Below are 25,269 nucleotides of genomic sequence, written 5' to 3'. Positions count from 1 at the left end.
GTCATCCCGAGTAGACGTTGAGCAGCAGGTCGGCTGGGTCGGGCAGCGGGCTCGACTCGGCGTACGCGATGGCCTCGGCGATCTCGTCGCGCGTGCGCTGCCATACGTCGTCCAGCTCCGCACGGGTCGCGATGCCGTCGGCGACCGCCCCGGCCTCGATCAGGTCGATGGGGTCGCGGGTCTTCCACTCGGCGACCTCCTCGTCCGAACGGTAGGGGTGCCGCAGGCCCTTGACGCCCTGGTGGTCGAAGAAGCGGTAGGTCTTGGCCTCGATCATCATCGGACCCTCGCCCCGCCTGGCCCGTTCGACGGCTTCGGTGGCGGCGCGGTGGACGGCGACCGCGTCCATGCCGTCGACGATGACACTGGGCATGCCGTAGGCGGCGGCCCGGTCGGCGACGTCGGTGATCAGCATGTGCGCGGACTGCGGGGTGAACTCGGCGTAGCCGTTGTTCTCGCAGACGAAGACCACGGGCAGGCCGAGGATCGCGGCCATGTTGGCGCCCTCGTGCCAGGCGCCGATGTTGGTGGCGCCGTCCCCGAAGAAGGTCACGGCGACGCTGTCCTCACCCTTGTAGCGGGCGGCGAAGGCCGCGCCCACGGCGATCGGGACGCCGGCCCCGACGATGCCGTTGGCGCCGAGCATGCCGCGGGTGAGGTCGTTGATGTGCATGCTGCCGCCGCGGCCGAGGCAGGCGCCGGTGACCCGGCCGTACAGCTCGGAGTACATCGCGCGGAAGCCGACGCCCTTGGCGACGGCGTGCCCGTGGCCGCGGTGCGTGGAGGTGATCTGGTCGTCGTCGCGCAGGGCGGTCATCACTCCGGCGGCCACGGCTTCCTGGCCGACATAGAGGTGCAGGAAGCCGGGCAGTTTGCCCGCCTCCATGAGTTTGCCCGCCTCGGTCTCGAACAGCCGGATGCGCACCATGCGCTCGTGCAGATCCTTGATGACCTGCGGGATGACCTGCGGGCTTACCTGCGGGGATTTCTTCGACGCCGTCGACGCTCGTTGAGCCATCGTCCGCCCCTTCGTCCGAGGGAGGTTGCCAAGCAAACGGACTTACTTGTGCCGGTCTACAGTAACCAGCACGGGGCACCTTACTGAACAGCGTCTCTAATTACTATGCCCCGAGCCCGGGTCACCGCCGCGCGCGTCCACCAACTCCACGACGTTGCCCTCCGGATCCGACCAGAAGCTGATCCGCCGGCCGCGCGCGAGGACGACGACAGGGTCCGACAGAGGCCGGGCACCCGCGGTCGGCAGCACCTCCACCACCGGGTCCAAGTCGTCGACGTGGAAGGTGAGATACGACAGCCCCGAACACTCCGTCGGCAAGGGCGCCACTCCTACCGACACGGCTCCCGACCGGGGAAGGATCAACTTGACGCACCCCCCGGAGGGCACCCTCAGCCAGACGACCACGAGCTCGCCGCCGAGCCCCGCGGGGCCACCGATCGACTCCGGCACACGCGAGCGGTGCTCGACGCGACAGCCGATGACGTCGCAGTAGAAGCGCTCCATCAGCTCCAGATCCCGCACCACCACACCCACCTCGAACGGCCGGGTCATGACCATCGCACCCACCCCCACGGGACACCGAGCGGCGACTTCACCACTTTCTATTGACAGAGCACACTAAGTCCTGTTGTCGTTTCGGACACAACCCAGCTGTCGCATTCAGAAGCCGGTCACCGGCTCGCGGCTGGGAGGATTGTGAGGACATTGTGGTCCAGACCAGTTCGCCGGAGATTCAGGAAGCAGGCGCCGAGCGCAGGTCGCCGGTCCCGGCGCCCTCCGCCCCGTCCGCGCCCTCGACCCCCGAATACTCGTCGTGGATCAGCCAGGACCGATCCACCGACGCGGCATCCGAAACGATGCGGCGGGAGGCGGCGGAACTCGTCGAGCGGGTGATGGCGCACTACCGCGACAACACCACACACCAGGCGGACGGCCAGTGGACGGAACCCGTGGCCAACTACCTCGACGCCGATCGCTGGCAGCGCGAGACGGACGCCGTCCACCGGAGCGTCCCGTTGCCGCTCGCCATGTCCTGCGAGCTGCCCGGGCCGAACACCTACAAGGCGATCGACGTGCTCGGCATCCCCGTGCTGATCACCCGTGACCGACAGGGCACTGTGCACGCGATGATCAACGCCTGCCGGCACCGGGGAGCCAAGCTCCTCGAACCCGGCTGCGGGGTGTCGAAGCGGCTCACCTGCCCGTACCACTCCTGGTCGTACGATCTGGCCGGCGAGCTGCGGGGCGTGCACGCCGAGAAGACCTTCGGTGAGGTTCCGCGCGAAGGCCGCAGTCTCGTCAGGCTTCCCGCCGGGGAGCGGGCGGGCATCGTCTTCGTCTCGCTGGACCCGGCGGCCGAGCCCGACCTGGACGGCTGGCTGGGCGATCTGCTGCCACTGCTGGAGGGTCTGCGGCTGGCGGAGTGCCATCACTACTCCACCAGCGCACTGACCAGTCCCAACTGGAAGGTCACCCTCGACGGGTATCTGGAGACGTACCACTTCGCCACGCTGCACCCGAAGACGGTGTTCGAGACGAACCTCTCCAACATGATGGCCCACGACACCTGGGGCCCTCACCAGCGCATCGCACCGGCCCTGCGCCCCATCGCGCAGGCGGTCGAGCTGCCGCCGGACCAGCGTGACCCCGGGGAGTGTGTCGGCCCCATCTACTGGCTCTTCCCGGGCCTCGCCATCGCCGGCGGCTGGCGCCAGAAGATCGCCGTGTCCCTGGTACTCCCCCGGACGGTGACCGAGTCGGTGACCCAGCAGATCATCCTGCTGCGGGAACCGGCGGTCACCGACGAGGAACGCCAGGTCGCCGACCGGTTCGGCGAGTGGTTCCACGAGGTGGTCCGCGACGAGGACTACGCGACCACCTACGGAGTCCAGCAGGGTCTGAAGGCCCTCGACGGGACCGACTTCGTCTTCGGACGCAACGAGCCCGGACTCCAGCACCTGCACCGCACCATTCACCGACACCTGGACAAGGGCGCAACAACAGCCCCCAGGGCCGCCAGGTGAGCAACCAACAAGACTCGCGGGAGAACACCATGGTGGCTACGGGCAGCCTCGACGGACGTGTCGCGGTGATCACGGGCAGCACGCGCAGTATCGGCCGCGCCATCGCCGAGGCCTTCCTCGCCGACGGCGCCACGGTCGTCGTCAGCGGCCGTTCCGAGATCAAGGGCAAGCAGGCCCTGGAGGAGATGGGCGCCGGGGACCGGGCCGTCTTCCACCCCTGCGACGCCAACAGCCAGGAGGACATCGAGGGCCTCGCCGACTTCGCCGCCGAGCGCTTCGGCAGACTCGACATCTGGGTCAACAACGTGGGCGGCAGCTCCGGCTTCGCCCCCATCCACCAGCTCAGCGACGAGGCGTGGCACGAAGCCCTCAACCTGAACATCAACGGCTACTTCTACGGCACCCGCCGGGCGCTGCCGAAGATGCTGGCGGGCGGCTGGGGCCGCATCATCAACATCTCGTCGGTGGAGGGCAAGCAGGCCAACAAGCCCGCCATCAGCCACTACATCACCAACAAGCACGCCATCCACGGCCTGACCAAGGCGACCGCCTTCGAGTACGGCACCCAGGGCATCACCTGCAACGCCATCTGCCCCGGCGCCGTCGACACCGACCTCATGCGGGCCGCGGGTCCCGCCGCGGCGGAGGCCGAGGGCATCTCGTACGAGGAGTGGCTGGGCCGGTTCGCCGAGCATGCCGCCACCAAGACGATCACCACCGTGGAGCAGGTCGCGGCGGTCGCCTCGCTGCTCGCGAGCGAGGCCGGGGCGGGTATCACCGGCACGCTGATCAGCGTCGACGGCGGTACGGCGCAGTGGTAGGCCGGGGACGGGCAGGGGCGGGCACAGGCACGGACAGCGGGAGATGTCGGTCATGAAGAGCTGGATCACGGACTGGCAGCGCAGTGAGCGGCTGCCGCACTACACCCGGGCCAACGCGGGCGAAACCCTGCCGGAGCCCGCGAGCCCGCTGGGCTGGACCCTCGTCTGGGGGCGCGGCCTCCAGGGCTGGCGGCGCGGCTTCGTCGGGTTCGGGATCTACCGCGAGGAGGAGGTGGCCGGGCCCCGACCGCCGTTCGTCGGCATGTTCGGCGGCTACTTCTACCTGAATCTGTCCCACATGCGGCTGTTCGGCATCCGTATGGGCCAGACGGCGGACCAGATCGACGCGGCCTTCGTCGGTCAGCGCTCCGATACGCCCGTGTACGTGGCGCACCCGGACGACCAGGACGAGGAGCTGACCGGCAAGGCGGGCGGGACGCTTCAGCGGATGCTCGGCCAGGCCGGTTTCCCGGAGGCCGACGCCGACCGGGTCCGGCTGCGTGCCCTGCGTCACTCGCGTCCCGACCTGACACAGCTGTCCGACACCGAACTGGTGGCGCACGCACGGTCGTTGCTGGACGAGGTGGAGACGACGTTCCAGCGGCACGTCGAGTCGTCACTGCCCGCGTCCGTCGGGCCGGCGATCCTCGGCCCGCTGTGCGCGAGCGTGGACCGTCCCGGCGACATGCTCGATCTGATCGGCGGTCTCGGTGACGTCGACTCCGCCTCCCCCTCGACCGGGCTGTGGACGCTGTCCCGGCAGGTGGCGGCCTCGACGGAGCTGACCGCACTGTTCGACCGGGGTCCGGCCGCGGTGGAGCAGGCGCTCGACGCCGCGACCGGGGACGTGAAGGCGTTCCGTGACTCCTTCGAGGAGTTCCTGGCGGAGTCCGGCGACCGCGGCCCCAACGAGTGGGACATCCACGCGCTGTCCTGGGAGGCGGCGCCCGTCCAGGTGCTGGCCCTGGTCGACCGGATCAGGCACAGCCCCGACGACGACTCCCCGGCCGACCGCCGCACGCGGCTGACCGAGGGGCGTGAGCGGACGGCACGGGAGATCCGGGCCGCGCTGCCCGAGGAGACGCAGCCCCTGTTCGACGCCGGCATGCACGCCTCCCAGGTGTGGATCCCGGCCCGCGAACGCACCAAGGCGAACTGCGTCACCGTCGTCAACGAGATCCGCATGGCCGTACGGGAACTCGGTCGCCGCGGCGTCGAGGCGGGGCTCTTCGCCCGGCCCGAGGACGTGATGATGCTGCTGGACACCGAACTCGACGACTATGTCGCCGCCCCGGAGATCTTCGGCCCCGTGATCGCGCAGCGGCTGGAAGAGTACGCGGGCCTGCACGAGCTGGAGCCGCCCTTCTTCGTCGCCGACGACGCGCGGACCGAGATCGACACCTGGCCCCGCCGCGCCGAGGAGCGGACCCCGGCAGCCGTCGAGGGTGATGTGCTCGGGGGTGTGGGCGGCAGCCACGGCACGTACACCGGCAAGGTGCGGGTGGTCACCGACCCGGCCTCGTGTGAGGCGCTGGAGCCCGGGGAGGTGCTGGTCGCACCGATCACGGACGCGGCCTGGACCCCGCTGTTTCTGGTCGCCGGTGCGGCCGTGGTGGACGTGGGCGCGCTCAACAGTCACGCCGTGGTGGTCTGCCGTGAGCTGGGCATCCCGGCCGTGATCTCCGTGGAGAGCGGGACGCGGCGGCTGCGGGACGGCATGGTGATCACGGTCGACGGTGAGCGGGGCACGGTCACCGTGGACAGTGTCCCGGCGTCGCTCGGCAGTTGAATACGCCGTGGGCCCGTCGCTGACTCCCCATCAGCGGCGGGCCCGCGGTCACGAACGCGAAAGGAAACGCGTGACTGGCATGGCTGAGGAAATCATCGTCGCCGGCTGGATGGACTACGAGCCCGGCGACCGCGACACGATGCTGGGGCATCTCGTCGCACTGGGCCACCGGACCCGCGAGGAGGAGCCCGGCTGTCTCGACTACGCCATGACGGCGGACCCCGGCGACGAGCGGCGCATCCGGGTGTATGAGCGGTGGGTCTCGCAGCAGGCCCTCGACGAGCACTTCGGCACCCCGCACATCAAGGAGTTCAGGGCGGCCTCGGCCGGACTGACCCGGGTGGGCGTCTCGCTGGAGGTCCACACGGTCGCCGGGACCCGGCCCATGCGGTGAACCATGTGCTGAAGCCTGACACTGAAATGGCGCCCCCCGTCGGGGGGGCGCCATTTCAGTGTCAGGTCTCAGTCACCCAGCCGCACCAGCATCTTGCCGACGTTGCCCCCGCCGAGCAGGGACAACAGTGCCCCCGCGGCGTTGTCCAGGCCGTCCACGACCGTCTCACGCGCGGTGATCCGGCCCTCGGCAAGCCAGCCCGTGACCCGCTGCTCGAACTCCGGCCGCAGGTCGTCGTGGTCGCGGACGATGAACCCGCGCAGGGTCAGCCGTTTGAGGACCGCCTGGATCAGCTGGTTGATGTCGGCGGGCCGTCGGTCGCCGCCGAACTGCGACATCATGCCGCACAGGGCGACCCGCCCGCCGGTGCGCAACGCGTGCAGGGCGGCGGCCAGTTGCTCACCGCCGACGTTGTCGAAGTACACGTCTACGCCGTCCGGTGCCAGCCGGGCCAGCGCGTCACGCACCGGCTCGGCACGATAGTCGGCGGCCGCGTCATAGCCGAACTCCTTCACCAGCAGGGCGCACTTGTCCGGCCCTCCGGCGGTCCCGATGACGCGGTCCGCGCCCAGCAGACGCGCGAACTGGCCGGCGGCGGTGCCGACGGCGCCGGCCGCCGCCGAGACGAGAACGGTGTCGCCGGGGCGTAGTTCCGCAACGCGCGTCAGGCCCACGTACGCGGTGAACCCGGTCTGGCCGAGCAGCCCCAACCAGGTGGGCAGCGGGGCGAGTTCGGGGTCGATGCGATCGGCGCCGTCGGTGTCCGCCGCGTCCAGCACGGCCCGTTCCCGCCAGCCGAGCTGGTGGCGTACGTATGTGCCTGGCGGCACTGTGGCGCAGCGGCTCTCCTCCACGACGCCGAGGGCACGGCCGTCGAGGGGTGAGCCCGGGGTGAAGTTGTGCGTGTAGTGCTTCTCGGTGCTCTCCAGCCGCCCGCGCATGGACGGGTCGACGCTCATGTAGAGGTTGCGCACGAGCAGTTGCCCCTCTTCCAGGGGCGGCAGCGGGCGTTCCTCGACGGCGAAGTCGGTGGGGAGCGGTTCTCCGTCGGGGCGGCGCACCAGACAGACCACCCGGGTCGTACGAGGCGGCGTCACGGGTTCAGTGCTCCGGCTGCGGGGGCGTACGCCGCTGGGCGAGGCGGCCGACCCAGCCGGCCATCTGAAGGTCGGCGTGGCGCAGTTCGCCCGACTGCCACCGGGCCTGGAAGTCGAAGACGCCCTGTGCCCCGGTCCTGGGGTCGGTCACCTCGACCAGTCCGTCCTCGGTGAGCCGGTACACATGCCCGGTCAGTGGGTGGGTCACTTGCTTGGGCACGGGGGCCTCACTCCTGCACTCGGCGGCGCACGCCGCGCTTGGTCACGGTCACCGGGCCCTCGACCCGGAGCCGGCAGGCGAGCCGGGTCAGGCCGTCCACGGGCCTGCGCAGGGACTCGATGCCCTCGCGTTCCAGCGGGCCCACCGGGGAACAGTTCTCGGCGCCCTCCTCCACCTGGACGAAGCAGGTACGGCAGGTGCCCTTGCCGCCGCAGACGGTGGGCCAGCGGTAGCCGAGCCGCTGGGCGGCGGTGAACAGGTCCTCGCCGTCGAGGACTTCGAGCTCGACGCCGGAGGGTCTGACCGCCACCCGGTGGGTCACTTCTCCATCCACTGGTCGAGGGTCTGGTTGAAGTGTCGGATGCGGCTCTCCTGGTAGTTGGCCAGCGTGATGCCCGGCTTGCGCATCGCCTTGAGGCCCTGCTGGACGTACGGCAGGTTCTCGCAGTCCTGGTCGAAGACGGGCCCGAGCACGCCCAGTTCGGGGATGTCGGCGAAGAGCATGTCCTCGGGCACCCAGCGGATCTTCGCCGGGGGCGGGACCTCGCCGGGCTGCTTCGGGGACGACATGAAGATGATCTCGGCGGTGCAGGAGTCGGGGTCGAGCCCGTTGGGCCGGAACCGGTAGATGATGTTCGACTTGGCGCCGCCCCAGGGGTTGAAGTTGGGGAACAGCAGGTAGTTGATGGCATCCAGCAGTTCGGTGTCCGGGGTCTTCGAGAAGTCCTGCGTCGAGGTGGCCGCCAGCTGCGCGCGCATCCGCTCGGCGAGGACCTGACGGGCGGTGCCGCCGGGCGGGATCGCCGGCAGTTCGTCGCCCTCCTGGATCACCAGGTCACGGCCCTGTGCGGCAGCGTAGAAGGCGCGCGAGTCGTAGAAGGTCTCCAGGACGTCCTCCTCCGTGACGGAGTCCGCCACGTGGGGGCTCGGCGCGCCCTGGATGTTGATCATCCGGTTCCAGTTGGGCTGGTCCGCCATGACGTCGTACTGGGAGTTGGCGTCGGCGAGCCACGGCAGCATCTGCGGATGGGTGGCGATCACATGGAAGGACTCGATGAACGCGTCCTGCGCGACCTTCCAGTTGCAGGGCAGCACCTTGGCGATGTGCAGCGACTTGTAGCGGTTCTCCAGCGGCCAGATGTAGTAGTCGTCGAAGGTGCCGCGGTAGCTGTCGAAGGACTCGGCATACGGGTCCATGTTGATGAAGACGAAGCCGCGCCAGGTGGCCACCCGGGCCTCGGGGAGGGCGAACTTCTCCGGGGTGACGTGCGGGAAGTCCCAGGCGCAGGGCGGGGTCTGCATGCTGCCGTCGAGGTTCCAGGCGAAGCCGTGGAACGAGCAGCGGAACTCGCTGACGTTGCCGCCGCCGGTGCGCAGTTTGCGGCCCCGGTGCAGGCAGACGTTGACGTAGGCACGGATCTCGTCGGGGGCCGTGCGGACGACGATGAGGGAGTCGTCGCCGATCTCGTAGACCTCGTGGTCGCCGACCTCGGGGATCTCGCTCTCCAGGCACGCGAACTGCCAGACCCGCCGCCAGACCTGTCGCATCTCGCGTTCGGCCCACTCGCGGGACGTGAAGCGGGCGTGGTCGATGTCCTCGCTGCCGATGTGGTCGTTCCGCTCGTACCGCAGGGCGGGGGGAACAGGGCGGCTGTCCTGGTCGAGGTAGTCCTGGACGGTGGGCCCGGGGCACCGCGCAGTGGCCGGCTCCGATGTTTCGTCCATCATTTCTCCTCCGGCAGAAACTTTAGAGTGAGTGTAGTTACCAGTCACGGCCAGGAGCAACACTCATACCGGTGACGGAGCCCGAACCTTCCGAGGTCACCATGTGATTCCACCGTAATCCTGGAATTTCTTGCGGCGACCCTCTCCCCAACCTCGCCGGGGCATGTCACACTCCGACCCACTTGAGGCTGTAGTGCCTCATAAGTTTCTTGTCTCGGGACGATCTTTTCCCGTCCTGGCCCAGCACCGCGGCGTTCCCGCCCCGGAGCACCACAGAACCGGTCCGCCTGACCGAGCCGACCGCCGCGAACGCGGAAGCATCGCCAAACGACGCGGGTCTCGGCAGCGCAGGCGACACACCTCGGGAGTACTCAAAGATGAGTTCCAGACCCCGTCGCGCGGTTCGCCGCGCCCTCACCGCCGTCGTCCCCGTCACCGCCCTGCTCACCCTGGCGGCGTGCGGCACCGGCACCACTCCCGCCGCCGACTCGACACAGGCCGCGGCGCCCGGCTCCCCCGGCCTGTCGGCGGCCCGCGCGGCCCTGGCGAAGTACTCGGAGCGCCCGGCCGCGATCTCCGTGACCCAGCCCGTCGGCAAGCCGATCCCCAAGGGCAAGAAGATCGACTTCATCCTCTGCGGCGTCCAGTCCTGCAAGGACCTCGCCGACTTCTTCACCGAGGCCGCCGGGGAACTCGGCTGGCAGGTGAAGCAGATCGCCACCCAGGGCACCCCGGAGTCCGTCCAGGCCGCCTACGAGCAGGCCCTGCGCGACAAGCCGGACGCCGTCATCGCCTCCGGCTTCCCGCGCGCCGTCTACGCCAAGCAGCTGGCGCAGCTGAACGCGGCAGAGATCCCCGTCATCCAGTCGAACGCCGACGACGTGCTGGGCGACGGCATCTCCCTGTTGAAGAACGGGCCGGACGACGTCGGCATCCAGGGCGAGATGCTCGCCTCATGGGTGGTGTCGAACAGCGGCGCGAAGGCGGACACCGTCTACTTCGATCTGCCGGCCTACACGATCCTCAAGCCCGTCAAGGACGCCTTCGCGGCCAAGTACAAGGAATGGTGCGACGGCTGCGCACTGGACAACGTCGACGTGCCGATCACCTCGGTGGGCAAGGACATGCCGGACCGTGTGGTGTCGTACCTCCGCTCGCACCCGAAGGTGACCCATGTCGTGTTCTCCCTCGGCCTGCTCAATGTGGGCGTGCCGACCGCGCTGAAGACCGCCGGCGTCACCGGCAAGCACATCGTCGTGAACGTCGGTGACGCGCAGAACTACCAGTACATCCAGAGCGGTCTCACCGACGGCGCGATGGCACTGAACTCCCATGAGACGGCCTGGATCCAGGCCGACGCGCTCGCCCGGCGCTTCACCGGACAGCCCATGGACGTGGACCAGCAGGCCGCACTGCCCAACATGCTCGTCACCAAGGACAACCTGCCCTCGGCCGACGGCGACTTCCCGATCGTCGAGGACTACCAGGCGCAGTTCAAGGCGCTGTGGGGGCTGAGTTGACCGGGCCGGTGCCGACCGGTCCGGTGCTGCGGGTGGCCGCCCTGTCGAAGAGATTCGGCGGCACCCAGGCCCTCAAGGACGTCGACCTGGAGGTCGCGCCCGGCGAGATCCACGCCCTGATCGGGCCCAACGGCTCCGGCAAGTCCACCCTCATCAAGATCCTCGCGGGCTACCACCACGCGGAGCCGGGCGCGGTGGCCGAACTCGACGGCGAGCCCTTCGACCTCGGCCAGGTCACCGCCTCCCGCCACGACCGGCTCCGCTTCGTCCACCAGGAGCTGGGCCTGGTGGGCGAGTTGAGCGCCATCGACAACCTGGCCCTCAGTCACGGCTTCGCCCGCACCGCCTTCGGCAACATCCGCTGGCCGGAGATGGAGAAGCGGACGAGCGCCCTCGTCGAACGGTTCGGCCTCGGCATCGACGTGCGCCGGCCGCTGGCGACGGCGACCCCCGTCCAGCGCACGGTGGTGGCCATCGCCGCCGCGCTGCAGGGCTGGGAGGGCCGCCGCGGCGTCCTGGTGCTCGACGAGCCGACCGCCGTCCTCCCGCCCGGCGAGGTGGCCCGCCTGTTCGACATCGTGCGGGAGGTCCGCGACGCGGGCGCCGGCGTGCTGTACGTGTCGCACCGGATGGACGAGATCTTCGCGCTCGCCGACCGGGTCACCGTGATCCGCGGCGGCCGCCGGATCGCCACCCGCGCGGTCGCCGACCTGACCCCGCGTTCGCTGGCGGAGCTGATGGCGGGCGAGGAGATGGAGACCGACCACCGTCCGGCGGCGTCTCCTTCCGGCCCCGCCGACCCCGTACTGCAGGTCCGCGACCTGCGGGCCGGCCCGCTGCGGGGGGTCGGCTTCGACCTGGCCAGGGGTGAACGCCTGGGCATCACCGGTCTGGTCGGCTCCGGCCACGAGATCGTGCCGTACGCGGTGTGCGGCGCCCACGCCGGAAGGGTCAGCGGCAGGCTGCGGCTGCCGGAACGCTCGGAGCGGTGGACCGAGGCGCGGGACGCCCACGGCCTGGGCCTTCCCCTGGTCCCGGCGGACCGGGCGGGCGAGGGAGTGATCGGCGACTTCTCGGTCGGCGAGAACCTCACCCTGCCGCTCCTGGACCGGCTGCGCGCCCGTTCCGGACGGCTGCGCCGAGGCCGCGAGTCCACCCTCGCGGAGGACTGGATCCGGCGGGTCGACGTGCGTACGGCAGGGCGCGGGGCCAGGATCACCACGCTGAGCGGCGGCAACCAGCAGAAGGTCGTCATGGCCCGCTGTCTCGCCCAGCACCCACCCGTACTGACGCTGTGCGAGCCCACTGCGGGCGTGGACATCGCCACCCGCCTCCAGCTGTACGACCTGATAGAGCGTCAGGCGGACGAGGGCATGGGCGTCATCGTGTCCTCGTCCGACACACAGGACCTGCTCGCGCTGTGCACCCGCGTGCTGGTGGTACGGGACGGCAGGATCGCACGGGAGATCAGCGGCCGGGACATCACCGAGTCCGCTCTCGTGCACGCCATGGAAGGAACCGAGTGACATGAGCCCTGGAAGGAACCGGCTGACATGACGTCCACCCCGACCCGGGCGGCGGAAGTCCCGCCGTCCGCACAGGAGAGTTCCGCGGCGCCGCTACCGGGGACAGCGGTCCGACGGGCGGTAGCCGCACTGTCGTTCCTGTCGTTCCGCAACATCGGCGCCGTGTACGTGTGGCTGGGCATCGTGGTGCTCTTCTCCGTGTGGGCGCCGGACACGTTCCCGACCGCCATCACGGTCAAGCAGGTGCTGAACGGCAACGCCGTCGCAGGGCTGGTGGCACTGAGCGTCGTGCCGCCGCTGGCCGCGCGGGTCTTCGACCTCTCGATCGCCTACACCATGTCGCTCACCAGCGTGCTCACCGCGCACTTCATGGTCTCCTCCGGGCTCGGTCCGGGCGCGGCCATCGCCCTGGCGATGTCCGCCGCGCTGCTGATCGGAGTCGTCAACGGCATCGTGGTGGTGGTGCTGCGCGTCGACTCGTTCATCGCCACCCTGGCCACCGGCGCGCTGATCCAGTCCCTGATCACCATGGTCACCAACGACAGCTCGATCACCGGTGTGCAACTGCTCGCCAAGCCGTTCGCGAGCATCGCCCAGCTGGACGTCGGCGGCATCACCCTGCCGGTGCTCTATCTGCTGCTCGCCGCCCTCGCCATCTGGTTCCTGCTGGAACACACCGCCACCGGGCGCCGGTTGTACGCGACCGGTTTCAACGCCGACGCGGCCCGGTTGCAGGGCGTGCGCACCGACCGGCTGCGCTTCCTGACCCTGGTGGCCTCCGCGCTGCTCTCCGGTTTCGCCGGTGTCGTCTTCGCGTCCTCGGTCGGCTCCGGATCGCCGACCGCGGGCACCCCGTATCTGCTGTCGGCGTACGCCGCCGCGTTCGTCGGGGCGACCCAGTTGCGTGCCGGCCGTTTCAACGCCTGGGGCACGGTCCTCGCGGTGCTCCTGCTCGGCACAGGCATCACGGGACTCGGCCTCGCCACCAGCGCGCAGTGGGCCACGAGTCTGTTCACCGGCTCGGTCCTCATCGTGGCGCTGGTCCTCACGGGCGGCCGGATAGCCCTGCCCGCGGTTCTGCGCCGCCGGACGGTGACCCGGCCGGACACGACCAGCACCAGCACCCCAGCCGGCAAGGAGAGTTGAGGATGAAGGCCGTTCAGTACCGACGGGTGGGGCACGCCCCCGAGGTCGTGGAGGTACCGGTGCCCGAACCCGGCCCGGGCCAGGTGCTGTTGAAGGTGACGGCGGCCGGGATCTGCCACTCCGATCTGGCGGTCATGGGCTGGCCCGAGGAGCAGTTCCCCTACGCGCTGCCGATGACACTCGGTCACGAGGGTGTCGGGACGGTGGCGGCGCTGGGCGCCGGTGTCACCGGCGTGGCCGAGGGCGAGGCGGTGGCGGTGTACGGCCCGGCGGGCTGCGGCCGCTGCCCCAAGTGCGCCGAGGGCAAGGAGAACTGCTGTCCGCATGCCGCCGGACTCGGCATCATGCCGCCGGGGCTCGGCTCCCCCGGCGCCCTGGCGGAGTACATGCTCGTGGACTCGCCCCGCCACCTGATTCCGCTGAACGGACTCGACCCCGTGCAGGCCGCGCCCCTCACCGACGCCGGGCTGACCCCGTATCACGCGATCCGCAGATCGCTGCCGAAGCTGCTGCCCGGCAGCACGGCGGTGGTGATCGGCGTCGGCGGCCTCGGGCACATCGCCGTGCAGCTGCTCCGCGCGCTGACCCCGGCCCGGGTCGTCGCCCTCGACGTGAGCGAGGAGAAGCTGGAGCTGGCCGGCAAGGTGGGCGCCCACGAGACACTGCTGTCGGACGGCGCGGCGGTCGCCCGGCTGCGGGAACTCACCGGCGGTACGGGAGCGGAGGTCGTCCTGGACTTCGTCGGAGCCGAGTCGACGCTGGCCATCGCCGCCGCGTCGGTGGTCGTGGAGGGCGATGTCACCATCGTCGGCCTCGGCGGGGGCACGCTGGCCGTCGGCTTCGGAGGCGGGCTGCCGTTCGAGGTGTCGGCCTCCTTCCCCTACTGGGGCAGCCGACCGGAACTCATGGCCGTCCTCGAACTCGCCAGGCAGGGACTCGTGTCCGCCCACGTCGAGACCTTCTCGATCGACGAGGCGCCTGAGGCCTACGAACGCCTGCACGCGGGGGACATCAACGGCCGCGCGGTGGTACTGCCGCACTGATTCAGCCCCTCCGGCGTTTGAGGAGCGGGGGTCCAGGGGGCAGAGCCCTCTGGTGGCGTCAGCGGCCGGCCGGATCTCCGGCCGGCCCGGTCCCGTACACCGCCCGCTCCACGCACCGCCTCAGCACCGTCAGGAACTCCGGTGTCTGCCACGGCCCCTCGTCCACGCGCCCGGTGTCGGCCACGCCGAGGTCCTGCATGTCGTAGCGGCCCCGGCAGTGGCCGAGGGTGAAGTAGCAGACCTCCCCGAGCCCGTGCCGCTTGAGATACAGCACCGGTCGGGGCGCGCGGTCGAGAGCCGCCGTGTCCCCCTCGGCGAAACCCCGGCACGGCCCCGTGTACTCGGCGTGCAGCAGCACCTCCAGCTCGCCGTGCAGCTCGCACACGTACAGCTCGTCGGTGACCGTGAACGGTCCGATCCCGGCGACCAGCGGATGGTCCGGCCGGGTCACCACCACCTCGTACGGCTCGATCGGCGGATGGGCCAGGAACTGGCTGCCGAGCACCTCGGCCAGCTCCCCGAGGAGCCTCGGAGTCGTGAAGACCCGCGACCCCTCACTCGTGGACGGCTCGATCACCGAGTTGGTGCCGTGCAGCGCGAGCCAGCGCCCGCCCCGCTCGACGAACCGGGCCAGCGCGGCCCGCTGCGCCGGGCGGGGCCGGACGTCACAGGTGTAGGTGATCAGCAGGTCGGCCTGGTCGAGGGCGGCCACGCAGTCGTAGTCCCCGTACACCGTCGTGCGCACCCGCGGATGCTCGCCGAGCAGCTCCAGCAGCCGCAGCCGCGCGTGGTCGAAGTCGTGCCAGCGGCCGCCGCAGACGAGCACGGCGTCCAGGCGGCCGGCCGGGCCCGCCACGGCTCAGTACTGGACGCGGGTGAGCAGCCCGCCGTCCACCACGAGGTTGACGCCGACGCAGAACGAGCCGGTCCGCCCGAGCAGGAACGCCACCGCCGCGGCCACGTCCTCCGCGGTGCCGTAGCGGCCGATGGGCAGCTTGGCGAGCACCTCCTCGTAGACCTCCGGACGGCTGGTGCGGATGGTCTCCCAGGCGCCGCCGGGGAAGTCGATCGGGCCGGGCGAGACGGTGTTGACGCGGATGCCCTTGGGCGCGAGGGAGTGCGCGAGGGCCGAGGCGTGCTGGACGACGGCCGCCTTGAGCGCGGAGTACGAGTTCGCGCCGGCCGGGCGCGCGGTGTCGGAGGCGTTGGTGGTGCCGATGGCCACGACGGCGGCCCGGTCGGAGGCCTCCAGGTGGGGAAGGGCCGCCTCGACGAGTCCCGCGAAGGGGATCAGGTCGCCGCGCAGGCTGGCCTCCCAGGACTCGGCGCCCTTCACGTTGCCCGCCGACACGTTGGACACCAGCAGGTCGAGCCCGCCGAGTTCACCGGCCGCCCGCTCCACGAAGCCCGCGAGGGCGGCCGGGTCGGTGACGTCGACCGCTTCCGCGAAGACGGTGGCCCCCTCGCCGCGCAGTTCGGCGGCTGCCTTGGCCAGCCCTTCCTCGCCCCGGGCGCACAGGGCCAGCGAGCAGCCCTCGGCGGCCAGTGTTCCGGCGATCGCCCGGCCGATGCCCCGGCTCGCGCCGGTCACCAGCGCCTTCGCGCCTGTCAGTCCCAGATCCATCGTCGTCACTCCTTTGTGCGGGGGTGTATCGGCTGTGCGGGGGTGTGTCGGCGAAACGGTCCCGGTCGCTCAGTTCCCGGGAAGCTGTGAGAAGGGCGCCCGGTCGACCCGCGGCTCCGGCGGCAGCTTCAGCACTCGTTCGCCGATCAGGTTGCGCTGGATCTGGTCGGTGCCTCCGGCCAGCCGGTAGCCGGGCGCGCCGAGCAGATGCTGGGTCCAGGCGAAGGTGCCGGGGTCCCCGGTGTCGGCGCTGATGCGCGCCCCCATCAGCTCGGCGGCGGCCTGTCCCGTGCGGGTGAGCAGGTCGGAGGCCATGAGCTTGGTCAACGACGCCTCCGGACCCGGCCGGCCGCCGGCTGCGCTCGTCCGGGCGACGCGGTCGACGGTGGCCGCGCGCAGGGCGGCACGTACGTAGAGGTCGGCGAGGCGCTGGCGGACCAGCGGGTCTGCGGTGCGGTCGAGGGAGCGGGCGAGCGCCAGTACGTCCGAGAAGGTGCCGCCCTTGCGGCGGTTGCCGCTTCCGGAGGCGGTCCGCTCGAAGGCGAGGGTGGTGGTGGCGACCTCCCAGCCCTGGCCCGGGCGCCCGATCCGGAGCCGGTCCGGGACGCGTACGCCGCTGAGGAACACCTCGTTGAAGGAGGCGCCGCCGCTCATCTGACGGATGGGGCGCACCTCCACTCCGGGGGCGTCCATCGGGACCAGGAAGGCGGTGATGCCGGCCTGTTTGACGACGTCCGGGTCGGTACGGGCGAGCAGCAGGCCGTAGTCGGCGAACTGGGCACCCGAGGTCCACACCTTCTGACCGTCGATCACCCATTCGCCGCCGTCCTGGTCCTGCCGGGCACGAGTACGCACAGCAGCGAGGTCGGATCCGGCACCGGGCTCGCTGAACAGCTGGCAGGCCAGCAGGTCGGTGCGCAGGAACGCGCGTGCGTGCTCTCGGAGTTGCTCGTCCGTCCCGAAGAGGGAGACGGCCATCGCGACCAGCCGCACGGTGACGCTGATCAGTTCGGTGGACGGCGGCACCTCGAAGGCGGACTCCTCCTGGGCGAAGACGGCCACGTGGGCGGCGGTGAGGCCCGCGCCGCCCTTGTCCACGGGGAGGGTCAGCGCCTGGTAGCCGGCCTCGAAGCGGGCCCGGTGGTAGGCGCGGCAGCGCTCCAGCAGCAGGCGTTCCTCGTCCTCGGGGAGGTTGTGGAACACGGCGAGGTCGGCGGCCTCCAGGGTGGACTCCGGCGCCCGCGCCGGTTCGAGCACGGTGGCCAGCCACTGCCGGACCTGTGTGCGCCATGCGTCCGGATCGGGCTGGGACATGGCTCCTCCTCGGTCACTTACCAGACGACAGATTCAGTAACGGTTGGCAGGGATGTGCGTCCATCCCGCTGAAACATGCGGGAATGCCTCCGTCTGGGACCAGAGTGTTCCGTACTTTCTTGATAAACGCTACAGTCTCCGCATCTCCTCTCCCCTCCAATCGGGAGAGGCCTCAGGAGCCGCCCGGAGGAGCCATGTCGCTGCTGCCACTCGACCGTCGCGCCCAGGAGACACCGGACGAGCCCGCCCTGGCGGACGACCTGGGTGTGCTGTCCTGGTCCGCCCTCGCCGACCAGGTGGCGCGGGCGGCGGTCCGGCTGCTGGAGTTCGCGCCCGGCCCCGACGACCGCGTCGCCGTCCTCGGTGACAACGCGATTCCGACGCTGGTCGCCCATCTGGCGGGCCTGCGCGCCGGTGTGGGGACCGTGGCCACGTCACGGAACCTCACGTCGGGCGAGCTGGTCGACCAGATCATCGACGCGGGCGTGACCGGGATCATCGCCGGGCCCGTCGGCGCGGGTGCGGCCCTCGACGCGGCCCGGGAACTGGGGCTGCCGGTCGTGACACACGGAACCCCGGAGACCGGGCACGCCTTCGACTGGGACCTGTGGCTGGCGTCCACGCCCGCCGGGCGCACCCTCCCGACGGACCGGCCGGCCCGGCCTCCGCTCGTCTACACCTCGGGAACCACCGGGCGGGCGCGCGGCACCGAGGTGCGCTGGGTGAGCGGGCCGGTCGCCGACAGCACCGCCTACCTCGCCGCGATGTCCGCCCGGCCCGGATTCCCGCCGGGGGCGCACCTGGTGTGCGGCCCTCTGCAGCACAACGCGCCGCTGACCTCACTACGCCATCTGGCGGCCGGTCAGCCGGTGATCGTCCTCGGCAGATACGACGCGGAGACGTTCCTCAGCCGGGTGCAGAGGTGGCGGGTCTCCTCGACGGTGATGGTGCCCACCCACTTCCAACGGCTGCTCGCCCTCCCGGACGAGGTCCGCGCCCGGTACGACGTCTCCAGCCTGCGGCAGGTGTCCCACACCGGCTCCGCGTGCCCGCCGGACGTGAAGCGAGCCATGATCGACTGGTTCGGCCCGGTGCTGACCGAGTCGTACGGCGCCAGTGAAGCGGGCACCGTGGCCCGCATCAGCAGCGACGAGTGGCTGGCACACCCGGGCTCGGTCGGACGGGTCAGGCCCCCGTTCGACGTACTGGTCACGGACGACGACGGCAGGCAACTGCCGTCCGGGGAACAGGGGTTGCTGGCCTTCCGGGCACCCGACGACCAGGGCGTCCGCTATCACGCGGACCCGGACAAGACCAAGGCCGCCTATCTCTCTCCGGGCATCTTCACGCTCGGCGACATCGGCTATGTCGACGCGGACGGCTACATATTCATCACCGACCGGGCCGCGGACGTCGTGGTCTCCGGCGGCGTCAATCTGTACCCCGCCGAGAGCGAGGCGGTCCTGCGGCAGCACCCGGCGGTCGTCGAGCTCGCGGTGATCGGTGTGCCCGACCCGGACTTCGGCGAGGCGCTGCGGGCGCTGGTCGTGGTGGCGGGGGACGAGCCTCCGGCCGACGAGCTGGACCGGTTCTGCCGCGAGCGCCTCGCCGCCTACAAGTGCCCGAAGTCGTACGAGTTCGTGCCCGAGCTCCTGCGCAACGCGATGGGCAAGCTCGACAAGCGCGCGATGCGCCGCCCCTACTGGAGCTCGGAACGGACCATCGCCGGCTGAGCCGACCCGGCCCTCCCTCTCCCTCCCCCATTTCCCCTCCCCTCCCTTTCCCGTGTACGAAGGATCGTCCATGACCGAACTCCTCCTCATCCGGCACGGCCTTCCCATGGGGGGCGTGTTCGATCCGGGGCTGTCGCCCGAAGGCACCGCTCAGGCCGAACGCCTCGCCGCCTGGCTCGCGCACGAGGACGTCGACGCCCTGTACGTCAGCCCGTACCAGCGGGCGCGTGAGACGGCGGCGCCCCTGGAGCGCCGCACCGGCATGACCGCCACCGTCCTCGACGACCTGCGCGAGTGGGACACGGACGTGTCCCAGCCCTACATGCCACCGGAGCAGATCGGTGCGGCCGATCCCCGGGCTGCTGCGCTCGCCGAGGGACGCTACGAGGACTTCGTGCCCGATCTCGACTGGGACGCCTTTCGGGAGCGTGCCGTACGGGCCATGGACACCGTCTTCGACGCCCATCCCGGCGGACGGGTGGCGGTCGTGTGCCACGGCGGCATCACCAACACCTATCTGGCGACGGTGCTCGGCCTGCCCACGATGTTCTGGTTCCACCCCGGCTACACGTCGGTCAGCCGGGTGCGGCGCATGCCCGGCGGCCGGATCGTTCTGCACTCGGTGAACGAGACGGCCCACATGGTCGCCGAACGTGCCGAACGTGCCGTCGACGCGGTCGCCTGACCCTCGATCCACACCCACCCAGGAGGTCCCGGTCATGCCCGGATCCGTCATCGTCGCCGGCGCCAGGACGCCCATCGGGAAACTGATGGGCGCCCTGAGCACCCTGTCCGCGGTCGACCTCGGCGCCCATGCCATCGGCGCGGCCCTGGCCGCCGTCCGCCTGGACCCGGCGGCCGTGGAAGCCGTCGTCATGGGTCATGTCGTGCAGGCCGGGGCCGGTCCCAACTCGGCCCGGCAGGCCGCGGTCCGGGCCGGCATTCCGTTCTCCGTCCCCGCGAGCACCGTCAACAAGCTCTGTCTGTCCGGTCTGCACGCCATCGCCCTGGCCGACCTCATGATCGCCTCCGGCCGTCACGAGGTGGTCGTCGCCGGTGGCATGGAGTCCATGTCGGGCGCCCCGCACCTGCTGCGCGGATCGCGCACAGGCTGGAAGTACGGTTCGGCGGCGCTGGAGGATGCCCTCGACCGCGACGCCCTCGTCTGCGCGTTCGACGGCGTTTCCATGGGCGCGGCCACCGAGCGCTACCAGCAGCCGTTCGCCCTGACCCGCGAGGAACAGGACGAGTACAGCGCGCTCTCCCATCAACGGGCCGCCCACGCCCAGGAGTCGGGCGCGTTGTCCGACGAGATCACCCCTGTCACCGTGGCCGGGCGCCGGGGCGAGACGGTGGTCGACACCGACGAGGGCGTACGGCCGGGGAGCACCCCCGAGAGCCTGGGGCGCCTGAGGCCGGCCTTCTCCGGTGCGGGCACCATCACCGCCGGCAACTCGTCACAGCTCTCCGACGGCGCCGCGGCCGTCGTCGTGATGAGCGCGGAGCGCGCCCGGCGGGAGGGCCTGACACCGCTCGCCGAGATCGGCGCCTACGGCACGGTCGCCGGCCCCGACCCCTCGCTGCTCGTCCAGCCGGCCGGCGCGGTCCGCGACGCCCTGTCCCGGGACGGCCGGCTGAAGGCCGCCGACCTGGACCTGTTCGAGATCAACGAGGCGTTCGCCGGAGTGGCCCTGGCTTCTGTGCGGGAACTGGACATCCCCCTGGACAGGGTGAACGTCAACGGCGGGGCGATCGCGCTCGGGCACCCGGTCGGTATGACCGGAGCCCGACTGGTGCTGACCCTCGCGGCCGAACTGCGGCGACGCGGAGGCGGCAGCGGAGCGGCTGCCCTGTGCGGGGGCGGCGGCCAGGGCGACGCGCTGTTGCTGCACATACCGACGCAGGCCTGAACCCCGGAGCTGAACCACCATGAACGACCAGTTGCCCCCGGCCCCGACGACCCTCACGGTGGCCTCCCGCACCCTCGCCGCGGACGGCGTCGTCTCCCTCACCCTGCGCCGCCCCGACGGCGGTGCGCTGCCCGTCTGGACACCGGGCGCCCACATCGACGTACTGCTGACCGGCGAGAACGGCGACGAGGGCGAGCTGATCCGTCAGTACTCCCTGTGCGGGCACCCGGCCGACCGCGAGGTCTGGCAGATCGCCGTACTGCGCGAGCCGCAGGGCCGCGGCGGCTCGGCGTACGTCCACGACCGGCTGCACGAGGGCGCCACCGTGCGGGTCCGCGGACCGCGGAACAACTTCCCGTTGCGGCCCGCCGCCCGCCATCTGTTCATCGCCGGGGGCGTCGGTATCACCCCCGTCCTTCCCATGGTCGAGGCCGCCGAGGCCGCGGGCGCCGACTGGAGTCTGCTGTACGGCGGGCGCACCCGGACCTCCATGGCGTTTCTGGACCGCCTCGCCCCGTACGGGGACCGGGTACTCATCCGTCCGCAGGACGAGTACGGGCTGCTGGATCTCGCCGGCCACCTCGGCGTGCCGAAGGAGGGCACCCTGGTGCACGCCTGCGGTCCCGAACCTCTGTTGCAGGCGGTGCAGGAGCGGTGCGCGGGCTGGCCCCCGGGCACGCTGGGCGTGGAGCGGTTCGCCCCGGTCCGGACGGCCGGGGCCGGCGCCCCGGCCGAGGCGTTCGAGGTGGAACTCGCCCGTTCCGGGCTCACCCTCACCGTGCCGGCGGGCCGCTCGGTGCTCGAAACCGTGGAGGCGGCCGGGATCGCGGTCGACTTCTCCTGCCGGGAAGGCACGTGCGGCACCTGTGAGACCGACGTACTCGACGGCGAGCCCGACCACCGCGACTCGCTGCTGACCGAGGACGAGCGGGCCGCCGGCGACACCATGCTCATCTGCGTCTCCCGCTCGTGCGGACCCCGCCTGGTCCTCGACCTGTGACGGCACACGCCAGGCGCGAGGGCGGCCCCGGGATCCTGGCGTAGCGGTCAGGTCAACGGAACGAGCTCAGGCGGGTGGCGATGTGGGCGGCGGCACCCTCCATCAGTGTGTCGGCGATGGTTTCCACCGTGCGGGCCTGCCAGGGGTGCAGAGCGGTGTCGGCGACCACCTGGTTGAAGGCGCCCATCGAGGGGCCGCAGTGGACCAGGTAGTCGACCTTGGACCGCTGACCGCCCGTCACCGCGAGACGGAAGCCCCGCTCGAAGTATCCGCGGAACAGGGCCGCCAGTTCCGCCTTCCCGTCCACACCGGGCGCCGCGACCGCTGAGGGCTCCGTGTCCCCGCAGCGTTCGAGCACCTGGGTCCTCACGCCGTCGTCGAGTTCGTCGAGCGACGCGTGCCTGCGCCAGAGCTCGTGCAGTCCGGACGCGCGGGCCGGGAAGAACAGCCCGCGCTTCAGATAGCGTGCCCGCACCCCGAACTCGAACATCTCTCCCCAAGGGGCGGTGTCCACGTCGTACTCGCGCGCCTCCCGGAGGAGGTCCTTCACCTCGGCACTGGTGGCCGCCTCGACCGAGCACTGGTTGACCGATCCTGTCAGCACGAACTCGGCTCCGAGCAGGAACGCCGCGGCGGCCGCGTCCGGGGTGCCGATCCCACCGGCGCATCCGACGTGGACCCGGTCACCGGGCAGGGCAGCCTCGTCGCGTTGCCGGAGCACAGCCGGAAGCAGGGTCAGCAGATCGGCCGTGCTGCTCAGCCAGCCTCCGTCCGCTTCCACGCACAGGTCGTCCGCCATGGGTCGCACCGCAGCCGCGCGGGCTTCCTCCTCGGTCACCTCTCCCGCTGCGAGCAGCCGCGTGACCAGGCGTTCCGGCGGTGGCGCAAGGAACGCGGCGGCGACATCGGTCCTGGACACCTTGGCAATGATGCGGCCCCCCTTGACCCGGTAGCGGACCAGCGCCGGTGTGATCAGAGGGAAGCCCGAAGCTTCGACCAGGTCCACCTCGTGCCGTAGGAGCAGGTCCACCAGCGCGGATTCCTGTTCCGGTGCGCCGTGCCGGTAGAGCAGGTTGGCCCCGAAGGCGCCGCCCAGGCCCAGGACACCGGTCAGGCCGCGCAGTTGCTGCTCCACCTCGGTCAGGGGCAGACCGCCGGTGCCAAGGAAGCCGAGGAGCCCCGCCTTGGCTGACGAGCGCAGCATCTCCTGCCCGGAGATGCCGCCGTACAGCGAGCCCACCAGGTAGGCGTACCGCAGCCCGTACCGTTCGCGGAAACTCCTGGCTCCGAGGCTTTCGGCGCCGACCACGGCCTTGCCCGGGCCCGTCCCGGGGCCGCCGGCCGGGGCCGGCGATTCGGTACGGGGCGCAGGCTCCGGCGAGGGCGCCGGGAGCGGCTCGGCCGCCGACCTGATACGGGCGACCAGTTTGGTGAGCACCTGACCGGGGCCGAGCTCGACGAACTCGAAGTCCCCGTACCCCATGAGCCTGCGCACTGTCTCGGACCACCGCACCGGGGACGCGATCTGCGCCGTCAGGGTCTCCTTGAGTGCGCCGGGCGAATAGGGCAGGGCGTCCACGTTCGCGAGCACCGGGACGGTCGGCGGGCGCAGGGCGAACCCGTCGAGGAAGCGGGCGAACTCCTCGGCCACGCCCCGCATGTAGCGGGAATGGAAGGGTGCGCTGACGTTGAGTCGGACCGCCCGGGCACCGACGGCCTCGAAGGCGGTACAGGCCGCGTCGAGCTGCTCCCCCGGGCCGGACAGGACGAACTGGTCCAGTGCGTTGTGGTTGGCCAGGTCGACACCGCCGAGACCGGAGTCCGCGAGCACGCGGGTGATGGTCACCTCGTCGGCTCCGACCACCGCGGCCATCGTGCCGCCACCCGCGGCGGCCATCAGCTCGCCACGTCGCCGTACCAGCCGGAGCCCGGTCTCGAAGTCGAAGGCCCCGGCTGCGAACAGCGCACCGTACTCGCCGAGGCTGTGACCGACCAGGCAGTCCGCAGGCTCGGGGTCCCGGCCTATCCGGTCCAGGTAGGCCAGGGCGCTCACCACGTACAGCGCGGGCTGGGTGAACTCCGTACGGTTGAGCCGGCGTTCCGGGTCCGAGACGCACAGCTCCTCGATCGAGTAGCCGAGTACGCGGTCCGCGACCGCGACCTGGTCGGGGAACCTCTCGAACAGCTCCGCACCCATCCCGCGCTGCTGAGACCCCTGGCCCGGGAAACCGTAGACCTTCATGCCGTGTGCCTTCCTCGGTGCCGTCGGTGCCGTCGGTGCCGTCGGTGCCGTCGGTGTCTGCGTCTTCGGATTGCTGGGCGCCCTGGGCGCCTTCGGGGCTGCGAGCGTCCTTGCCTCGGCCGGCAGCCGCGGGTCGTACCCGAACGGGCTGAGCAGCGGCAGCGACCGGGAACGCGTCTGTGCCGGGAGGATGTTGCGCACGAAGTTGTGGAGGGTGCCCGAGGGGCCGAGGTCGAGGTAGAGGAACTCACCACGGTCCCGCATACCGGCCATGGCGCGCTCGAATTCGATGGGCCGGCGGGCGACCTGCCAGAAGTGCTCGGCGGTCGGGCGCTCGACCGGCCGGCCGTCGACACACGACACCCAGGGGATGCGCGGGGCCGCGAACTCCACTCCGTCGAAGGCGTCCCGGCATCCCGCGAGCACGTGTTCCATCAGGTCGGAGTGGTAGCCGTATTCGACCGGCACACGCTGGTGCGGCACCTCGGCGGCGCGAAGACCGGACTCGGCCCGGGACAGGGCCTCCTCCGTACCCGCGACGACGAAGTGGCCCGGGTAGTTGCGGGCGGCGATCTGGCAGCCGTGCAGCGCGGGCACCCGGTCCAGCACCTCCGTCCCGGCGAGCACGGCGAGCATGCCTCCGCGGGGGCCGCCCCGCAGGGCGTCGGCCTGCCGGACCAGCAGCCGCAGACAGTCGGGCGGGTCGAGGCTGCCCGCCACGGTGGCCGCCGCGTACTCACCGAGGCTGGAGCCGAGCAGGTAGGTGGGCTCGATGCCTGCCGCCCGCAGCATCTCCGCCAGCGCGAGTTCGATCATGATGATCGCCGGATGGGTGATACGGGTGTCGGTGAAGGGCTCGTGTTTCTGCTTCGCCGGGTCGAAGATCCGCGCGAGCACGGACTCTCCGAGGTCCTCGGCGACCGCGGCGTCATGGCGCAGCAGCGCCGTGCGGAACACTTCGTCGGCGTCGAAGAGTTCCTTGCCCATCCGGTAGTACTGCGAGCCCTGGCCGGAGAACATGAAGACGACGGGCAGGGAGCCGGTGGGAGCCTCACCGGCCAGCGGCTGAGTCTCCTCGATCGGTGGTTCGTCCATCTCGTCTCGGGTGTCCCGCTTCCTCATC

22 protein-coding genes are annotated in these 25,269 nt (G+C 71.0%); 12 read left to right on the top strand and 10 right to left on the bottom strand.

The features are described 5' to 3' along the window. Position 1 precedes the first annotated feature (1 nt). Positions 2–1,018 carry a thiamine pyrophosphate-dependent dehydrogenase E1 component subunit alpha gene (locus tag OG734_RS42380; RefSeq protein ID WP_330292687.1) on the bottom strand — a complete coding sequence of 339 codons (1,017 nt, stop codon included), beginning with the start codon at positions 1,016–1,018 and terminating at the stop codon, positions 2–4. Between the two features lie 96 nt (positions 1,019–1,114). Beyond that, positions 1,115–1,570: a VOC family protein gene (locus tag OG734_RS42375; protein WP_330292686.1), complete on the bottom strand. Its 456-nt coding sequence runs from the start codon at positions 1,568–1,570 to the stop codon at positions 1,115–1,117. Positions 1,571–1,725: 155 nt separating this feature from the next. On the opposite strand from OG734_RS42375, the gene OG734_RS42370 reads away from it, so the two are divergent. The 4 genes from OG734_RS42370 (at position 1,726) to OG734_RS42355 (ending at position 6,046) form a co-directional block, all read left to right on the top strand. Next, positions 1,726–3,042 (top strand): aromatic ring-hydroxylating oxygenase subunit alpha, encoded by a 1,317-nt coding sequence (locus OG734_RS42370; RefSeq protein WP_330292685.1) that lies wholly within the window; start codon positions 1,726–1,728, stop codon positions 3,040–3,042. After that, a complete protein-coding gene (locus OG734_RS42365) occupies positions 3,039–3,863 on the top strand; it encodes an SDR family NAD(P)-dependent oxidoreductase (protein WP_330292684.1) in 825 nt (274 codons plus the stop codon). The genes OG734_RS42370 and OG734_RS42365 overlap by 4 nt, the downstream gene beginning before the upstream one ends. A gap of 52 nt (positions 3,864–3,915) precedes the next feature. Then, positions 3,916–5,652 (top strand): PEP-utilizing enzyme, encoded by a 1,737-nt coding sequence (locus OG734_RS42360; RefSeq protein ID WP_330292683.1) that lies wholly within the window; start codon positions 3,916–3,918, stop codon positions 5,650–5,652. A gap of 79 nt (positions 5,653–5,731) precedes the next feature. Then, on the top strand, positions 5,732–6,046 hold the full coding sequence (locus tag OG734_RS42355) for a putative quinol monooxygenase (protein WP_330292682.1): 315 nt from the start codon (positions 5,732–5,734) through the stop codon (positions 6,044–6,046). A gap of 68 nt (positions 6,047–6,114) precedes the next feature. On the opposite strand, the gene OG734_RS42350 is transcribed toward OG734_RS42355, so the two are convergent. From OG734_RS42350 to OG734_RS42335, 4 genes are read right to left on the bottom strand one after another with little or no spacing between them, the layout of a single operon-like run. Continuing rightward, on the bottom strand, positions 6,115–7,143 hold the full coding sequence (locus OG734_RS42350) for an NADP-dependent oxidoreductase (RefSeq protein WP_330292681.1): 1,029 nt from the start codon (positions 7,141–7,143) through the stop codon (positions 6,115–6,117). 4 nt (positions 7,144–7,147) lie between these two features. Continuing rightward, positions 7,148–7,363 carry a transposase gene (locus OG734_RS42345; RefSeq protein ID WP_330292680.1) on the bottom strand — a complete coding sequence of 72 codons (216 nt, stop codon included), beginning with the start codon at positions 7,361–7,363 and terminating at the stop codon, positions 7,148–7,150. Between the two features lie 7 nt (positions 7,364–7,370). Further along, positions 7,371–7,673, bottom strand: a complete 303-nt coding sequence (locus tag OG734_RS42340) for a 2Fe-2S iron-sulfur cluster-binding protein (RefSeq protein ID WP_330292679.1) — start codon at positions 7,671–7,673, stop codon at positions 7,371–7,373. 8 nt (positions 7,674–7,681) lie between these two features. After that, complete coding sequence (locus tag OG734_RS42335) at positions 7,682–9,091, bottom strand: aromatic ring-hydroxylating oxygenase subunit alpha (protein WP_330292678.1); 1,410 nt, start codon at positions 9,089–9,091, stop codon at positions 7,682–7,684. A gap of 374 nt (positions 9,092–9,465) precedes the next feature. Here OG734_RS42335 and OG734_RS42330 point away from each other — a divergent pair, with 374 nt between their 5' ends. The 4 genes from OG734_RS42330 to OG734_RS42315 are packed head-to-tail and all read left to right on the top strand — an operon-like array spanning position 9,466 to position 14,323. Continuing rightward, a complete protein-coding gene (locus tag OG734_RS42330) occupies positions 9,466–10,608 on the top strand; it encodes a substrate-binding domain-containing protein (protein WP_330292677.1) in 1,143 nt (380 codons plus the stop codon). Further along, on the top strand, positions 10,605–12,134 hold the full coding sequence (locus OG734_RS42325) for a sugar ABC transporter ATP-binding protein (RefSeq protein ID WP_330292676.1): 1,530 nt from the start codon (positions 10,605–10,607) through the stop codon (positions 12,132–12,134). Before OG734_RS42330 ends, OG734_RS42325 begins: the two co-directional genes overlap by 4 nt. A 27-nt stretch (positions 12,135–12,161) precedes the next feature. Beyond that, the gene (locus OG734_RS42320; RefSeq protein WP_330292675.1) at positions 12,162–13,280 is read left to right on the top strand and encodes an ABC transporter permease; all 1,119 of its coding nucleotides are present in this window, start codon (positions 12,162–12,164) and stop codon (positions 13,278–13,280) included. Between the two features lie 2 nt (positions 13,281–13,282). After that, a complete protein-coding gene (locus tag OG734_RS42315; protein WP_330292674.1) occupies positions 13,283–14,323 on the top strand; it encodes an NAD(P)-dependent alcohol dehydrogenase in 1,041 nt (346 codons plus the stop codon). A 58-nt stretch (positions 14,324–14,381) separates the two neighbouring features. Here OG734_RS42315 and OG734_RS42310 read toward each other — a convergent pair whose 3' ends face one another. The 3 genes from OG734_RS42310 to OG734_RS42300 all read right to left on the bottom strand — a co-directional run bounded on the left by OG734_RS42310 (position 14,382) and on the right by OG734_RS42300 (position 17,261). Beyond that, entirely contained in the window at positions 14,382–15,179 is a 798-nt protein-coding gene (locus OG734_RS42310; protein ID WP_330292673.1) for a ThuA domain-containing protein, read from the bottom strand. Between the two features lie 3 nt (positions 15,180–15,182). Next, positions 15,183–15,947, bottom strand: coding sequence for an SDR family NAD(P)-dependent oxidoreductase (locus tag OG734_RS42305; protein ID WP_330292672.1), 765 nt, complete (start codon positions 15,945–15,947; stop codon positions 15,183–15,185). A 69-nt stretch (positions 15,948–16,016) separates the two neighbouring features. Continuing rightward, positions 16,017–17,261, bottom strand: a complete 1,245-nt coding sequence (locus tag OG734_RS42300; protein ID WP_330292671.1) for an acyl-CoA dehydrogenase family protein — start codon at positions 17,259–17,261, stop codon at positions 16,017–16,019. Positions 17,262–17,455: 194 nt separating this feature from the next. Between OG734_RS42300 and OG734_RS42295 the strand changes: the two genes are divergently transcribed. The 4 genes from OG734_RS42295 to OG734_RS42280 all read left to right on the top strand — a co-directional run bounded on the left by OG734_RS42295 (position 17,456) and on the right by OG734_RS42280 (position 21,904). Further along, positions 17,456–18,994 (top strand): AMP-binding protein, encoded by a 1,539-nt coding sequence (locus tag OG734_RS42295; RefSeq protein WP_330292670.1) that lies wholly within the window; start codon positions 17,456–17,458, stop codon positions 18,992–18,994. A gap of 70 nt (positions 18,995–19,064) precedes the next feature. After that, complete coding sequence (locus tag OG734_RS42290) at positions 19,065–19,679, top strand: histidine phosphatase family protein (RefSeq protein ID WP_330292669.1); 615 nt, start codon at positions 19,065–19,067, stop codon at positions 19,677–19,679. Positions 19,680–19,713: 34 nt separating this feature from the next. After that, on the top strand, positions 19,714–20,904 hold the full coding sequence (locus OG734_RS42285) for an acetyl-CoA C-acyltransferase (protein WP_330292668.1): 1,191 nt from the start codon (positions 19,714–19,716) through the stop codon (positions 20,902–20,904). Positions 20,905–20,923: 19 nt separating this feature from the next. Then, entirely contained in the window at positions 20,924–21,904 is a 981-nt protein-coding gene (locus tag OG734_RS42280) for a PDR/VanB family oxidoreductase (RefSeq protein ID WP_330292667.1), read from the top strand. Between the two features lie 52 nt (positions 21,905–21,956). Here OG734_RS42280 and fabD read toward each other — a convergent pair whose 3' ends face one another. Next, complete coding sequence (fabD, locus tag OG734_RS42275) at positions 21,957–25,268, bottom strand: ACP S-malonyltransferase (protein WP_330292666.1); 3,312 nt, start codon at positions 25,266–25,268, stop codon at positions 21,957–21,959. Position 25,269: the final 1 nt, after the last annotated feature.

The sequence above is a fragment of the Streptomyces sp. NBC_00576 genome (assembly GCF_036345175.1).
GTDB lineage: Bacteria > Actinomycetota > Actinomycetes > Streptomycetales > Streptomycetaceae > Streptomyces.
Note: the sequence above shows the minus strand (reverse complement) of the source record. Positions and strands in the feature narration are given on the sequence as shown.